This window comes from Nocardia thraciensis (assembly GCF_054782435.1).
The window spans coordinates 60,236-76,225 of sequence record NZ_BAAGSM010000010.1 but is presented as its reverse complement, the minus strand read 5'-3'; the positions used below and the strand labels follow the sequence as shown (position 1 = coordinate 76,225).

Genomic DNA, 15,990 nt, shown 5'->3' with positions numbered 1-15,990 from the left:
CGCGGCGTCAGTGCGTGATCAGGCGCCAGTCGTCGGGGAGGTTGGAGGCGGTGATGTGGTCTCCGTCGACCGCTAGGTCGATCACCGAGCCGCCCAGTCGCAGGTCGGTGAGTTCGACGCGGCCCCAGCGGGGCGGCAGGTGCGGGAGGACGGTCAGGGTGCGGCGCGGCGCGTCCGGATCCAGTCCGAGGAACGAGCGGACCAGCAGCAGCGGGGCCGCGCTCGCCCAGGCCTGCGGCGAGCACGAGGTCGGATACGGCACCGGCGCCGCGAACCTGGATCGCGGGAAACCGCAAAACAATTCGGGCAACCGGCCGCCGAAGGCCGCGGCGGCGTCGAGCAGGCCGTCGGCCAGCCGGGTGGCCAGTTCGACGGCGCCCGGGATGTGCCGGTAGCGCAGCAGCCCGGCCACCGTGATCGAGGTGTCGTGCGGCCACACCGAACCGTTGTGGTAGCTCATCGGATTGAACGCGCCCATATCGGAAGCCAGTGTGCGCAAACCGAATCCGGAATCCATCTCCGGCGTGGACAGCCGCCGCACGATCTGCGCGGCCTGCTCGTCGGTGGCGATACCCGACCACAGACAGTGCCCGACATTGCTGGTCAACGCATCGATGCGGCGCTTGCTACCGTCCAGAGCGACCGCGTACCAACCCCTTTCGGACAGCCAGAACGCCTCGCCGAACTTGGTGCGCAGCTGCGCGGCATGTTCGCGCATCCGGGCGGCCGTCGCCGCGTCGCCGAACTCGTCGGCCAGTTCGGCGCGCGCCAGCAAGGCCCCGTACACGTAGCCCTGCACCTCGCACAGCGCGATCGGCGCCTCCGCCAGATGACCCGCGGCATCGTTGATGCCGTCGAAACTGTCCTTCCAGCCCTGGTTGATCAGGCCCCGGTCGGTGGCGCGCTGGTACTCGACGAACCCGTCGCCGTCGCGATCGCCGAAGTGCGTGATCCAATCCAGCGCGGCATCGGCCGCGGGCAGCAGGGCCTGCACCGCATCCGCCGGGGCGCCCCAGCGCCGCACTTCCGCCAGCAGCATCACGAAAAGCGGTGTGGCGTCGACGGTTCCGTAATAGGTCTCGCCGCCCAGCGCCAGTCCGCCCGAGGGCCCGCGCCGGATCTCGTGCATGATCCGGCCCGGCTCCTCCTCGGTGAGCGGATCCACCCGCTGCCCCTGCAACTCGGCCAGCCGCTGCAGGGTGCCGATCGCGAGTCCGACGTCGAGCGGCAGCGCCATCCACGCCGTGAGCAGGCTGTCCCGTCCGAACAGGGTCATGAACCAGGGCGCACCGGCCGCGACGAAGGTGCGCCCGTCGTGGGAGTCGTCGTGGATCTGCAGGGCGCCCAGGTCGCTTTCGGTGCGCTGCAGCACCGCGGTGAGCAGCGGGTCGCCCGTGGTGAGCTTGGTCGCCGTATCGCGCCAGGCCTCGATCTTGCGGCCGGGCTCGCTGGTCTCGTAGCGCTCGCCGGGCCGCAGCGGCAGGCTGACGCGCTGATTGGCCACGGTCGGCTGGGCCAGGATCTCGGTACTCCAGCGTCCGCCCGCCGGGACCACCACCCGCCACAGCAGCGAGCCCGGCAGCACCCTGGGCGGCTCGGATGCCGAGATCGCCAGGCCGCGCGACCGGTCGGAGCGGTCGTTGAGCAGCAGTTCGCTGTCGGTGACCATGACCTCGGCGCGCCCGTGCCCCTCGCGGCCCTCCTTGACCGCGAAGAGATCCACGAAGTCGGCGTCGGCATACAGCTCGAGCGTCACCGCGGTGGGCTCGCGACCGAGATTCTCCACGCTCACGGTTTCGCGCAGACCGTCGACGACGAGCCGCTCCCGCACCACCAGCAGGCTGCTGTCGGCGGCCCCGGCCCGGGGCGGCCGCCGCGCGATGAACCGCGCGGTGAACGCCTCCGGACTCAGTACCGACAGCGGCTCCGGGCGCTGGCCGTCGACCCGCAGCTCCCAGCGCGACACCACCCGCGCATCGCGATAGAACAGCCCCTGCGCGGTACCGGGCTCGACGTCGCCGACCCGGTCGGAAAGGCAGAATGTACTGCCCTCGACCAGGGTGACCGCGCCACCGGAGCTGCCGAGCACGGACGGCTCACCGGAATTCAACGGGGTGGGACCGGTCATACGGCATCCTTTCCGGCATGATCGGGCTCTTGCGTCGGTACGCTCCGCTGCCACCACTGTGCCCGATCGCGGCCCGCGACCGCAGCACCCGGCGGTACACCTGTTCGTAGCCGCAGCCGAGGGTGTCCTCGCCGAAATGCGCGACCACGTGCGCCCGGCAGGCCGCCGGGTCGTATTCCCGCACTTCCTTGACCGCCACCGGCAGCTCGGCCGGATCCTCGCAGACGCGGCCGGTCACGCCGTCGACGACCACCTCGGCCACGGCGCCGCCGCGCAGCGCCACCACCGGCGTGCCGCACACCATCGCCTCGATCATCACCATCCCGAACGGTTCCTCCCACTGCACCGGGAACAGCAGACATGCGGCCTCGGACAACAACTTTCGCTTGGCGACGGCGTCCGCCATGCCGAAAACCCGGTCGTTCTCGGTCAGCAGCGGCCGCACCGCCCTGTCGAAATACGCCTTCTCCCGGGGTTCGTTGCATTTACCGGCGAGCACCAGCGGGATTCCAGCGGCGTGTGCGGCCTCCAGCGCCAGGTGCGGCGCCTTGTCGGCGGTGAACCTGCCCAGGAACAGAGCGTAGTCGCTCTTGTCGGCTCGGAAGGGCCAATCACCGATGCGCAGCGCGTTGTGCACCCGGCCCGCCCAGTTCAGATCCGGGGCGAGCTCGCGCTGCCGGTCGCTGATCGCGACCAGCGACACGTCGCGCCCCAGCTCGCTGTAATAGAGGTGCGGATCGCCGTTCACCGGCCCGTGCACCGTGACGACCGTGGGCAGGCCGAGATCCCGGTAGTACGGCGCGTTGAGGGGGCCCGCGAAGGTGTGGTCGTGCACCAGGTCGATGCCGTCGCGCGGGCAGAGCTGATCCAGGGCGCGGCGGATCTTCAACGCGTGCAGCACTTCCGGGAACGGATCGCCCAGTCGATCGGCCTGGATGCTGTCCCACACCGGGACGAACCGCGCCTTGGTGCCCGGCTCGCCCGCTCCCAGCAGCGTCACCTCGTGACCGCGCCCGATCAGCGCGTCGACCAGATCGGCGACCACGGCCTCGACGCCGCCGTAGGCCTTGGGCGGAACATCGAAGTAGGGCGGCACCACCATCGCGATATGGAGGGTGGCGGGCGGGAACTGCGCGTTCATGACTTCTCCTGATGACACACAAGCGGTCGGCGCCCGGGCACCGAGTGCCGAATGTGCCGCGGCGGCATCGGAGATGCCGATGGCAGACGTCGCCGGACGAGGACGGACGTCGGCACACGACGACACAGCCTCGTTCGCGAAGGGTGTTCAACGATGAAATCTGCCCGGACGGCGCCCCGAAGCGCGTCATCGCGCCGGGCGGCCAGCGGCTGATCACCACTCTAGCGCCGGACCGGCGTCCGTCCTGCGCTATCCCCGAAAACATCGGCTCGTTACCGAAATTAGCTTAGGCTGCCCTATGCTTACTGGGCCGAAGTGGCCCCGAGGATGTTCCTCGGTGAAGGAGGAAGAACAAAGATGCAGGTGTTACGGATATTCCGCGGTCGGCGGCGGGCGATGGCCGTCGCGCTGGCCGGGCTGGTCAGCCTGGGACTGGTTGCATGCGGCTCAACGGATGACACGACCGACAGCGGTTCCGCGGTCACGATCAAGCACGTTCACGGCGAGACCGTAATCCAAGGCACCCCCGCCAAGATCGTCACGCTCGGTAATCAGTGGCTGGACGCCGCCCAGGCGCTGGGTGTGACGCCGGTCGGCTATATCGACACCGTCGCGACCGTTGCCGGCGCCCCTCCGCCGTGGGAGCCGAAGTCGCTGGAGACGGCGAAGACACTGAATCTCGGCGGCGATATCCCGGAACAGGTGGCGGCCCTCGCCCCCGACCTGATCCTGGCCGACCCGGCGATCGCGACGGCTCCGACCTACGCCCAGCTCTCCAAGATCGCGCCGACGCTGCCCGGACTCACCGACGAGGCGTCCGCGCCGTGGCAGGACCAGGTGACCACGCTGGGCAAGGTGCTCGGCAAGCAGGCCGAGGCCGAGCAGGTCGTCACCGATGTGCGCAGCAAGATCGACAGTATCGCCCAGGCCAACCCGGGCCTGCGCGGAAAGACCTTCGTCAGCACCTATCTGGCGGGACCGACCCAGTTGATGGTCCTCACCGATCCCGAAGACGGCTCCGGGCGGGCCTTCACCCAGTTGGGCATGAGCATCCCGGAAAACCTGCGGAAGATGCCGTCGACCCAGGGCCGCGTCGCCCTCGCGCCCGAGCGTGCCGACGAACTGTCCGCGGATCTGCTGCTCGCCGGCTATGCCGGGCCCGGCGGCGATCAGCAGTACCGCGAACTGCCCGGCTTCGCCGGGCTACCGGCGGTCCGCAAGAATGCGGTGGCCTTCCTGGGCAACGCCGACATCGGCGCGATCAACCAGCCGACCGCGCTGTCGCTGCCGTACATCCTGGACAAGCTCGCACCCACGCTCGCGAACGCGACGAAGTAGCGGCGACGAGTTTCCCAGCACCGTGCGTGCGGGCCGAACAACCTCGGTCCCGCACGCACGGTATCAGTTAGGCTAGGCTCACCTATTCACCAAGGTGTGGCGGGAACGGCCACACAGGCCGCCAGGAAAGCGAAGGTTCCGTCTTGCCCACCGCCGCCTACCCCGGACAGTCCCGCTACACCCTCCGGGAAGGGGCCACCTGCCTCACCGTGCCCGCCGGCGCCGTGCTCCTCAACCCGCCGAACAACGAGAAGCTGACCGGGCTCGACACGGCGCAGGTGAATGCGCTCGAGGCGCTGAAGCGCGGCCCTGCCACCCTGTCGGAGATGTCACCGAACGAGGCTCCGACGGTCGCGGCGCTGATCAACCGGATGGTCGACGGGGGCTGGCTGCAGGTCACCGTCCGCCACCACGAGCGGGAGCTGTACACGGTGCGGCCGTTCACGATTCCGCCGACACCCCCGGCCGACAGTCCGAAAACACCGCTGATCCTCTCGAAATTCGCTGTCCTGCACCGTGATTCAGAAGGATTCACCCTCGAACACCCGATGTCGTGGTGTGATCTGCGGATCGCCGACCACCGCGTGCTCGCGCTCCTGGGCGGCCAGGACCCCGCCGAATCCGACCTTCCCGCCGCCGTGATCGACCGACTGGCCGCCGATCTGCACTGGGGCGGTTTCTCGGTGGAAGCACCGGACCAGGAAGCGAAGGAATTCAGCACACGCAGCTGGAGCACCCCCGACCTCTGGTTCCACCGCCGCAGCACGCTCGGACCCCGCACCATCACCTGGGAGCATTTCGGGCCCACGAAATGGGCCAAGGGGGATTTCCCGCAACCACCGGCCCGGAAGCGGGCCTACCCCGCAGACCCGATCGAACTGCCCGCTCCGGACCTGTCCGCCCTGCGTGCGAACGATCCGACTCTCACGGCCGTCGTCGAAGATCGATACTCCTGCCGCGAGCACGACGACGCGACACCGATCTCCCGCGCCCAACTGGCCGAACTGCTGTACCGGACAGCGCGGACGCGCGAGATCCGATCGGCGGGCGCCGGTGAGGACCTGCTGTCGCGACCGTATCCGTCGGGCGGCAGCGTATACGAGATCGAGGTCTACCCGATCGTGCGCCGGGCTGAGGGCCTGGATCCCGGTATGTACCACTACGATTCGTTCGATCACGTGCTGCGCCGGATCGCCGACGAGGACTCCCCGCCGGTGCAGCGGCTGGTCCGCTCCACCGCGGCCACCATGGTCGATGGGCGAGAACCCCAGGTGGTGCTCCTGCTCGCCGCGCGCTCCGGCCGCGTCATGTGGACCTATGAGCAGGTCGCCTACGCCAGCATCCTCAAGCACGTCGGCGTGCTGATGCAGACCGTGTACCTCGCCGGCACCGCGATGGGGCTCGGCGTGTGTGCCCAGGGATTCAGCGATACCGCCGCGTTCACCGCGGCGGCCGGCGTCGATGAGCTGGAAGAGTGCGGCGTCGGCAGCATCCTCGTCGGGACACCCGCCGCACGCTGATCCAGAGCGGCGGTTCGAAAAGCACGGACTACCCTGCGCCGAAACACATTCGGCGCAGGGCCCGCATTGTCAGCGTCGGGCGGCCCAGGCGGCCCCGAGACCCGCGAGCGTCTCCGCGTCGAGACCGGACGCCGCCATCGGCTCCACCCGCTGGTCGGCCGCTGCCGAATTCGCCGACTCCGCCGGCGGATTCGCAATGATCTCGTCCACCGCCGCACCCAGATCCGCGATGGTGAAGTGTTCGAACATCATCTGTGGCGTCAGCGGGAGTCCGGCCTCACCGGCGCGTGCGGCCAGCTGGATCGCGACGATACTGTCACCGCCGAGTTCGAAAAACCCGTTGTGGCGGCCGATCTCGTCGATCTCCAGCAGTTCCCCGAGCAGCGTGGCAATGGTGCGCTCGGTCTCGGTCCGCGGCGGCGCCGCCGCGATCTCGCCGGCCGGCGCCGGTGCGGCGGCGGCCGGCCGCACCACCGACCTGCCGGTGTCCCAGCCTTCGCTGAGGAGCTCCAATTCGCCGACCGCACGCTCGGGATCCTCGGCGAATGCCTCGATCACGCGCACGAGGACATCGGCGAACACCTCGCCGCTGGCCGGTTCGTAGAGGTCGGTATTGAGCACCACGCGCGTGGTCAGCGAGCCGTCGAGTTCCACCGTGTAATCGAAGTGGAAGTCCATGAACGAGACCTCGTAGAACTTGGCGATACTCGTCACCGTGGTCGCGCCGTCCGCGGTGAAGTCGGTCGGCCGCAACCGGTTTCGGAAATGCATGACCACCTGGAACAGCGGGTTGCGCGAGAGTGAGCGACGCGGGTTGATCGTCTCCACCAACCGATCGAAGGGAACGCCCTGACGGGTGATCGCGTCCAGCGAGAAGTCCCGTACGCGGCGCAGAATCGCCTGCAGCGTCGGGTTACCGGACAGATCGTTGCGCAGCACGACCATATTGGCGAAGAGGCCGATCATGTCGTCGGTGATCTCGTCCAGCCGGTTGGCCACGGCCGCGCCGATCGGCAGATCGTCACCGGCACCCAACGCATGCAGGGTGACCGCGCACATGGCCTGGCACAGCATGAAGTCGGTGGCACCGGCCTGTTCGGCGAAAGTCTTGGCGGCGGACCAGGTTTCGGCGGGAATCACCCGGGTGGTGCTCACGCCGCCGTGGCCGAGCACCTGCGGCCGGGGTCGGTCGTGGGCCACGGCGATCTCGTCGGGCATCCCGGCGAGCGTGTCACACCAGTAGTCGAGCAGTTCTTGGCCGTACGCGCTGATCTCGCGACGGCCGGGCGAACGGTCGAAGATATCGCGCTGCCACATCGCGAAGTCCGCGAACTGGATCCCCAGCTCCGGCAGAGCCGGCGCCGCACCATCGATGCGGGCCCGGTAGGCCGTGCTGAGATCGTCGACGAAGATATGGCAGGACCGCCGATCGGCGATGATGTGGTGGGTCAGGAACGACAGCACATGGGTGCGCTCGTCGAGGACGAACAGTCGGACCCGCAGCAACGGCTCGTGCTCCAGATCGAAGACATAGGCTTCCTCCTGCGCCAGTTCCCGGTCCACCCGCTCCTGCGCATCGGGCAGGCCGGTGAGGTCGGTGATCGGCAGCGGGACCGGACCCGCCGGGTGAATGTACTGGTACGGCTCGCCCTCGTGCTCCGGGAAGGTGGTACGCAGCGATTCGTGCCGGGCCGCCACGTCGGTGATCGCGGCACGCAGTGCGTCGATGTCCAGCGGCCCGTCGAATCGGACCGGGTAGGCGACGTTCTCGCCGTTGATCCAGCCCTCCATCCGCCGCTGCAGCCAGTACATGCGCTGCGCGTAGGACAGCGGAATGTGTTGCGGCCGTTCGCGCTTGATCAAATCAGGACGGCCTTTGTCCGCGGCGGCACTCGGCTCCGCCGCGCCGGCCTGCGCATCGTCGCCGCCGAGGTCATCGATATCGATCCCGAACTCGTCGCGGAACCGATCGGCCAGATATCCGGCCAGTCCGGTGACGGTCGGGGTGTCGAAGGGGACGCGCATATCGATCTCGATGCCGAACTCGGCCCGGATCATCGAGATCAGCCGGGCGGCCAGCAACGAGTGCCCGCCGAGTTCGAAGAAGGAATCGTCGGCGCCGATCCGCCTGCCGTCGAAGAGATTCGCGTAGAGCGCGGCCACCTTGCGTTCGGTCGGTGTTCGCGGTTCCCGGAAGGCTCGGTCGACCGCCATGGCCGGCGCCGGGAGCGCGCGCTTGTCCAGTTTGCCGTGGGTGGTGAGCGGAATCTCGGCGATGGGTGTGATGGCCGCGGGCACCATGTAGTCCGGCAGCCGCGACGCGAGGTGGGAGCGCAACGCGTCCGGGTCCGGTTCGGCGCCGGCCGCGGGGACGACGTACGCCACGAGAGTCTGCCCCAGCGATTCGTGCTCGGCGACCACGACGACCGAGTGCGCGATATCCGGGTGATCGGTGAGCGAGGCCTCCACCTCACCGAGTTCGATCCGATGGCCCCGCACCTTCACCTGCTCATCGGCGCGGCCGATGAACTCGACCACGCCGTCGGCACCGCGACGCGCGAGATCGCCTGTACGGTACAACCTCCCGCCCGGACGGAACGGGTCCGCGACGAAGCGTTCCGCGGTAAGCGCGGCGCGGTTCAGATAGCCCCGGGCCACCTGATTGCCGCCGAGGTAGATCTCGCCGACCACACCGTCCGGCACCAGCTGCAGGGAGCCGTCCAGCAGATACAGGTGGACGTCGTGATTCGGCGGACCGATCGGCACGATCCCGGCGCCCTGCGGGCCCGTCACCGCCATGCTCGTCGAACACACCACCGCTTCGGTCGGGCCGTAGTGATTGCTCAGGTCCGCCTCGAACAGCGCGGCGAACCGGTCGGCGACCTCGCCGGGCAGCGCCTCACCTCCCACCGGAACCCACCGCAGCGTGGTCCAGTCCTTGACTTCGGGCACCATCAGGAAGGTGGCCAGCATGGACGGAACCATATGCAGCACCGTGACACCGTGCCGGACGACCAGCTCGGTGACATACGGGATATCGCGATACGCGTTCGGCTTCGGAACCACGACCCGGGCTCCCGCGGCCAGGGTGACGAAGATGTCTATCAGCGAGGCGTCGAAGCTCACCGAGGTCGACTGCAATACCCGATCCTCGGCGGTGAACCCGCACTGCGCGATGATGCCCGACACAAGTTCGGCGATCGCGGCATGCGGCACCGGAACCCCCTTGGGCCGCCCGGTCGAACCCGATGTGTAGATCACGTACGCGATATTCTGCGGTCGCAGCGGGGAAATCCGATCGGCATCGGACGGATTGGTCTCCGACAGTGTCGCGGCGGCGGTCTCGGCCGCGGCAAAGCCCGCCTCATCGAGTTCGATTCGAGGTTCGGCGTCGCCGAGCAGGTACTCGATCCGCTCCGCGGGATAGGCCGGATCGATCGGCAGGTACGCCGCTCCCGATTTCAGCACCGCCCAGGTACCCACGATGAATTCCACCGAGGTGGCCAGGCGTAGCGCCACGATGTCCTCGGCGCCGACCCCTCGACCGATCAGCCAGTGCGCCAGCCGATTCGCGCGCCGATCGAGTTCGGCGAAGGTGAGCACGACATCATCCGAAACCACGGCGATGTCGTCGGCGGAAGCGGCGGCCTGCTCCTCGAGCACGGTGGTCAGCGTGACCGGCGGCCGCTCGACAACCTTGCCGCGGGAGCGCGCGACGAGCTCGGCCCGGCCGGCGCCGAGAATATCGATGGTGCGCAGACGCTGGCCCGGATCGCGCAGCACGCAGTCGAGCAGCCGGACGTAGTGGTCGAGGAACTGTGCGACAACTCGCTCGTCCAGCGCGTCCACCAGGTAGGTCGCTTCCAGCCGGGCCCCGGCGGAGTCGTTCACCACCATCAGGCCGAGCTCCTCCTGTGCGACGCCGCCGCCCAGAGACACTTCGACCGCGTCCACACCCGGGAGGTCGAACGAGTTCACCGCACCACGCATGGCGAAACTCAGCTGCACCAGTTGCGCCATGCCGTCCCGCCCGGCCGCGCGATCGGGGCCGACCGCACTGATCACCCGGTCGATGCCGACGCCCTGATGTGAGAACGCGCCGATGCACGCATCCCGGGTGGATTCGACCAGGGAGGCGAAGGATTCGTCACGCCCGACGGCGGCGCGTAGCAGCACGGTGTTGCCGAAGTAACCGATGAGCTTGTCGGCGCCGCGGCCGGCGCGGTTGGTCACCGGGACCGCGATCAGGAAGTCGCCGGCCGCGGTGTAGCGGTGCACCAGGGCCTCGAACGCCGCGAGCAGGACCATGAAATCGGTCGCCGAATGCGCGCGAGCGATGTCGGAGATTCGACTCAGCTGCGCCGGGGTGAGCGGACGCACGCAGGTGTCCGTGGTGCCGGCGTGGGCGCCCACCGGGAGGCGTCCGGGCAGCTCCAACCGGGACGGCAGCGGAGTGAGAGCGTCGCGCCAGAATGCCAGGTCGGCGTCGTCGGCGGCGCTGCCGGGGCGCGCGGCATCGACGTCTACATACTGGGCCCCGATCGGCGGCAACCCCTCACCTCGGTACGCGGCGTTGACCTCGGCGAAGAACACCGGCCAGGAATCGTCGTCCCAGCCGATGTGGTGGACGGTCAGTACGAGCACGTGCTCGGCCGCGCCGGTACGCACCAGCATGGCGCGCAGCGGCGCGTCGGCGGTCAGATCGAACGGCCGGGCGAACTCGCGGCGGGCCAGCACCTCCAGGCGACGTTCGCGGCCGCCGGCGGGCAGCTCGCAGAGATCGTGTTCCTGCCAGGACAATTCGGTATCGCGACGGGAGAGCTGATACGGCTCACCGGAGTCGTCGACGTGATATGTCGTACGCAGTATCTCGTGCCGTTCCACCACGGTGCCGAGGGCGGCCCGCAGCCGCGCCGGATCCAGCTCACCGTCGAGCCGGTAGGCGACGCAGATGTTCAGGGTGGTGTCGGCGGGGTCGAGACGCTGTAGGAACCACATCCGGCGCTGGGCGCCCGACAGCGGACTCGGCTCGTGCTCTCGGCGCGCGGGCGTCGCCGGGGCGGCCACGTCCCGCTCGTTCATGCGCTGCTGTAACAGTCGCTTACGACGTTCGAGAATTTCGTCTGACATGTTCGTCCTTCGGATCCAAAGAATGGCGGTGGGCCGGCTTATGCCGTCACCCGTCGGAGCACACCGACCGAGGCGTCCCAGATTTCGGCGAAGCGCCGCAGATCGTCCTCGGTGAACACCACGTCGCTCCAGCGCAGGAGCGTCACCAACTGCGGGCCGTCCTGGGTGTCGCGGACGCCCGCGATCACGTCCAGCGCGTGGCGCAGCGGGAAGTCGGGTTCCGGCACAGTCGTCAGCCGCTCGATCAGTTCGAAATCGGCCGTGGGCGCCCACGGCCGATCCGCTCCGACCAGATCGAGTCGGCCGACGTAATCGAAAAGCACCTGCGGTTCGGGCGCTTTCGCGAAGCCGGATTCCTGATCGAGGTAGCGCAGCGTGCCGTAGTCCAGCCCGTTGTCGGGAATGGCGGCGAGGTCGGCGGCGATCGATTCCAGCAGTGCACGAGCCCGCGCGGGTTCGGCCTCCACCGTCTCGATGTCGACCCGGATTCCGACACCGAACCGCGCCGGGAAGACGGTCGTGAACCACCCGACGGTGCGGGAGGTGTCGATGTCGTCGCCGAGGGCCGAGTCCTCGCGGCCGTGTCCCTCCATCGCGAGATAGGCGCCTCCGGTGGGGTCTTGGCCGCGTTCGGTGCGCCACGTGGCCAATGCCACGGTGACTGTGGCGAGCAGGAATTCGCGTACGCCGAACTCCGCGGCCGGTCCGTCGAGGATGGCGGTGGTCACCGGGACCGAGGCGCTCACCGGCTGCAGGCGATACGTCGCCCAGGTGTCGGCGACCGGATCGGGCCGTCGCGCACCGAGCACCGGATCGGGCCCGGAAATCTGACGCAGCCAGTATTCCCTTTGGGCGGCAACCTGATCCGACCCGACGCGCCGACCCAATCGAGCCGCCCACTCCCGATAGCCGGTGTATTCGACCGGTGCGCGCACAACCGGGTGCTCGGATCGTCGTCGCGTCGCCGACAGCTGGGCCCAGCAGTCGGCGAGGTCCGCGCTGATGATGTGCCAGGACACCGGATCGACAGCGAGGTGGTGCGCGACGAGTAGCAGCATGTCGGGGGCGCCGGTGCGGGTGAACCACACGGCCCGTACGAGATCGCCGCCGAACGGATCGATTCGGTCGACGGCGGTCCGCGCCTGCTCCGCGACGGTCGCGCCGAAGTCGGCGCCGCACCGGACCGTGGTCAGCACGTCCGCCGCCCGCACCACTCCCGGCTCGCGGGTGTACAGCTCGTAACCGGTGGTCGTCTCGACGAATCCAGCCCGCAGCATCGGGTGCCCGTCCAGTACGGCCTGCAGGACCAGCCGCAGGCTCGACAGGTCCACTCCCGCGGGGAGTTCCAGCAGGACCGCCAGCGACAGCCGGCGGTAGCCGCCGTACTCGCGCATCCACGACAGGATCGGCACCGCACCGACGACACCCGAATCCGACTGTGCCGCGACGTCGGTGGCGGAGCCGGCATCGATCCGCGCGGCGAGTTCCCGGATCGTGCCCGCGGCCAGCACCATTCGCGGAGTCGTCGCCAAGTCCGCGCGGCGCAGGGCATTCACCAGCGAGATGGCGACGATGCTGTCGAGTCCGAATTCCACCAGCGAGTCGTCGATCCCCGGCTCGGCACCGATCAGGTCGGCGACCACCGTGCACACGGTGCGTTCGGTGTCCGTGCTCGGCGCGGTCGTCGCACCGCCGGTGCGAAGCGCCTCGAGCGCAAGGGTTTCCAGCCGACGAGCATCGAGTTTGCCGTTGCCGGTGACCGGGAGCTCGTCCACGACCAGGATGCGCTGCGGAACCATATAGCCGGGCAATGTCTTTGCGATCTCGGCCCGCACTCGATCGGTGCGTACCTCGGCGGTGCCGATGCCGACGACGAACCCGGCCAGCACCGTCCCGCTCGGGCGACGGACCGCGAGCACGGCCGCCGACCGCACCTCGGGCAGCGCCGCCAAGGCCGTCTCGATCTCGCCGATCTCGATGCGATAGCCGCGGATCTTCACCTGGCCATCGGCTCGGCCCAGATAGGCGAGATCCCCGGAGGGCATGCGGCGCACGAGATCTCCGGTTCGATACATCCGCATGCCGCGGCGGTAGGGGTCCGCCACGAACCGCTCGGCCGTGCCCGCGGCCCGCCGCACATAACCGCGAGCCAGTTGTGCGCCGGAGAGATACAGCTCGCCGACGACTCCGTCGGGAACGGCGCGCAGCCGGGAATCGAGGACGTAACCGGCCGATCCGGCGGTCGGCCGGCCGATCGCCGGCGCCGCCTCCGGATCGGCGACCGCGGCCACGACCGCCTCGACCGTGGTCTCGGTCGGCCCGTAGCAGTTGTGCACCGCGGTCCCGCGCAGCCCGCACAGCTGCCGCCACAGCGGCACTCCGATGGCCTCGCCACCCAGCGCCAGCACCGCCAACGGCGCCTCGCCGGATGCGTCGACCAGCCCCGCCGCGGCCAACTGGGCGAACATCGACGGAGTCGTATCGAGCATGTCCAGGTCGTAGCGCACGATGTCGGCGGCCAGTCCGTGCGCGTCCCGCATCCGGTCGGATCCGAACAGGTGCACGGCATGCCCGTCGAGCAGGCCGATCAGCGGCTGCCAGGACGCGTCGAAACTCAGCGACCACGCGTGCGCGATCCGCAACGGCCGCCCCAGCCGAGCCGTGGCGGGCCGGTAGATCCGGTCGCGGTGATCGGCGAAGTAGCTCGCCAGCGCCGCGTGCGTGCCCATGACGCCCTTCGGCTCGCCGGTCGAACCGGAGGTGAAGATCACGTACGCGCACTGCCCCGGAACGACCGCCGGCAGCGCACCGGCAGCATCGCCGCTGTTCAGCAGGGTGCCCACGCCGACCAGCGGTGGCAGCTCGCCGATCTCGTCCAGCACCGAAACGCCGTCGTCGTCGGTAACGACCAGACGGGGCTTCGATTGGCGCACAATCGATTCGATACGGGCAGGCGGCAGGTCGACATCCACCGGGACGTACGCGGCCCCCGCCGACAGCACGCCCAGCATGGCGACGATCGCCCGCGGCGAGCGCGGGAGTGCGAGCGCCACGACGTCCTCCGCGCCGATACCGCGCGCCGATAACGCTGCGGCCAAGCGGTTTACGTCCGCCGACAGCTCCCGATACGTGTAGCGCTCGTCCGCCGTGCTCAACGCCACGGCATCCGGTGTCGCGGCGACCTGCCGGGCGAACAGTTCCGGCACACTGATTTCCGGCGCGGGCGTCTCGGGCGCCATCGGACGCTCCCGCGGTAGCAGCACGTCCAGCTCGTCCACCCCGGTGTCGTCGTCCAGGGTCGGCAGCTGACGCAGCACCGACAGCAGTCGCGCGGGCAGATCCTCCGCGGACAGCATGCCGAGCAGCGTCGGGACCGCCTCGACCCCCACCGAGAGCTCCCCCTCGAACAGATACGCCACGACCGCGAGGGGATAGTGCGTAAGACCTTGCGAGCAGGTGGTCCGGAATTCGGTGCCGTCGGCGAGCGTCATGGGCCGCAGCACATCGGCGACCGGCGCGTTCTCGAAGACGAACAACGTATCGAACAGCCCCCCGCGCCGGATGGCTCGCTGCACGGTCGACAGGCTCAGGTAACCGATGTCGCGCATCGCCGCGAACTCCCGCTGCACGCGCGCACACGACCGGGCGATGGTGTTCGCTTCGCCGCCGGGAGCGTCGAGCCGGATCCGAACGGGAATGGTGTTGATGAACAGGCCGATCATCGTCTCCACCCCGGCCAGTTCGTCCGGCCGGCCGGAGACCGTGGTGCCGAACAGGACATCGCGGCGGTCGGTGAGCGCGCCGAGCACCGTGGCCCAGGCGAATTGCACGACGGTGTTCAGGGTCAGTCCGTGCGCGCCCGCCCAGGTGCGCAACCGCTCGGTCTCGGTCGCGTTCAGCACCTGCCGATGCACGTCGGGCACGACGGTATTGACGGTCTCGGACCGCTCACCCAGGAACAGTGGCTCGGCATCGCCGATGTAGTCGATCCACCGGTCCAGATCGGCCTTGCCGTCCCGCGCCGCGAGCCACGCGATGTAGTCGCGATAAGGCCGAGGCGAGGGCAGGGCGAGCGCGGACCCGCCCGCCTCGTAGACCGCCAGCATTTCGCGGACGAAGACGCCGAGCGACCACGCGTCCATCAGCAGGTGGTGCACCGTCAGGATCAGCTGATGCGACTCGGATGAGCTGCGCGCGAGCACGATACGGAGCGACGGACCACGCTCGAGGTCGAATCCGGTCCGGGCCTCCGCCTCGGCCAGCGAGGCGAATTCCGCCGCGTCGACCGCGCATTCGCGCCAGGGCAACTCCGCCGAGCTCGGCACGATCTGCACCGGCCGGGGCAGATCTCGGTCCCAGAACGCGGCGCGCAGATTGGGATGCCGGGACACCACGGCCTCGATGCTGTGTCGCAGCAGTGCGCTGTCGAGACGGCCGCAGATCTCGATGATGGCCTGGATCGTGTAGAGATCCCCGTCACCGGCCAGCCTGGCCAGGGAGAACAGGCCCTCCTGCAGTGGGCTCAGCGCGAGCACATCTTCGATCTGCGGCGCCGAATCATCCTCGGCCGCAGGCGCTTTCCCCATCATCGACATGAAGCAGACTCCTCAGCCCGTATTTCCGGGCCCAACACTTTCGAACCCACGCTACCAAGTTAGGTTAGCCTACACATATGGGTTGCCCAACGAGGGTAGGCTCACCTTCCTCAACCCCCGGAGTTAATGTAGCCTTAC

At 69.0% G+C, this 15,990-nt stretch carries 6 protein-coding genes; 2 read left to right on the top strand and 4 right to left on the bottom strand.

What is annotated here, in order from left to right; translation table 11 throughout:
- Nucleotides 1-7: 7 nt before the first annotated feature.
- Entirely contained in the window at nucleotides 8-2,128 is a 2,121-nt protein-coding gene (locus tag ACYVLQ_RS03600) for an amylo-alpha-1,6-glucosidase (protein WP_460695919.1), read from the bottom strand.
- Nucleotides 2,097-3,269 (bottom strand): glycosyltransferase family 4 protein, encoded by a 1,173-nt coding sequence (locus ACYVLQ_RS03595; protein ID WP_460695918.1) that lies wholly within the window; start codon nucleotides 3,267-3,269, stop codon nucleotides 2,097-2,099. Before ACYVLQ_RS03595 ends, ACYVLQ_RS03600 begins: the two co-directional genes overlap by 32 nt.
- 357 nt (nucleotides 3,270-3,626) lie before the next feature.
- Between ACYVLQ_RS03595 and ACYVLQ_RS03590 the strand changes: the two genes are divergently transcribed.
- Both ACYVLQ_RS03590 and ACYVLQ_RS03585 read left to right on the top strand, forming a co-directional pair.
- Nucleotides 3,627-4,607 (top strand): ABC transporter substrate-binding protein, encoded by a 981-nt coding sequence (locus ACYVLQ_RS03590; RefSeq protein ID WP_460695917.1) that lies wholly within the window; start codon nucleotides 3,627-3,629, stop codon nucleotides 4,605-4,607.
- 143 nt (nucleotides 4,608-4,750) lie between these two features.
- A complete protein-coding gene (locus ACYVLQ_RS03585) occupies nucleotides 4,751-6,127 on the top strand; it encodes a SagB family peptide dehydrogenase (RefSeq protein WP_460695916.1) in 1,377 nt (458 codons plus the stop codon).
- 69 nt (nucleotides 6,128-6,196) lie between these two features.
- On the opposite strand, the gene ACYVLQ_RS03580 is transcribed toward ACYVLQ_RS03585, so the two are convergent.
- Both ACYVLQ_RS03580 and ACYVLQ_RS03575 read right to left on the bottom strand, forming a co-directional pair.
- Entirely contained in the window at nucleotides 6,197-11,257 is a 5,061-nt protein-coding gene (locus ACYVLQ_RS03580; protein WP_460695915.1) for an amino acid adenylation domain-containing protein, read from the bottom strand.
- A 38-nt stretch (nucleotides 11,258-11,295) separates the two neighbouring features.
- On the bottom strand, nucleotides 11,296-15,852 hold the full coding sequence (locus ACYVLQ_RS03575) for an amino acid adenylation domain-containing protein (protein ID WP_460695914.1): 4,557 nt from the start codon (nucleotides 15,850-15,852) through the stop codon (nucleotides 11,296-11,298).
- Nucleotides 15,853-15,990 lie beyond the last annotated feature (138 nt).

Excerpts from the sequence above, each read along its gene's own strand:
- ACYVLQ_RS03600 (WP_460695919.1), bottom strand. The coding sequence starts at position 2,128 with ATGACCGGTCCCACCCCGTTGAATTCCGGTGAGCCGTCCGTGCTCGGC.
- ACYVLQ_RS03595 (WP_460695918.1), bottom strand. The coding sequence starts at position 3,269 with ATGAACGCGCAGTTCCCGCCCGCCACCCTCCATATCGCGATGGTGGTG.
- ACYVLQ_RS03580 (WP_460695915.1), bottom strand. The coding sequence starts at position 11,257 with ATGTCAGACGAAATTCTCGAACGTCGTAAGCGACTGTTACAGCAGCGC.
- ACYVLQ_RS03590 (WP_460695917.1), top strand. The coding sequence starts at position 3,627 with ATGCAGGTGTTACGGATATTCCGCGGTCGGCGGCGGGCGATGGCCGTC.
- ACYVLQ_RS03575 (WP_460695914.1), bottom strand. The coding sequence starts at position 15,852 with ATGTCGATGATGGGGAAAGCGCCTGCGGCCGAGGATGATTCGGCGCCG.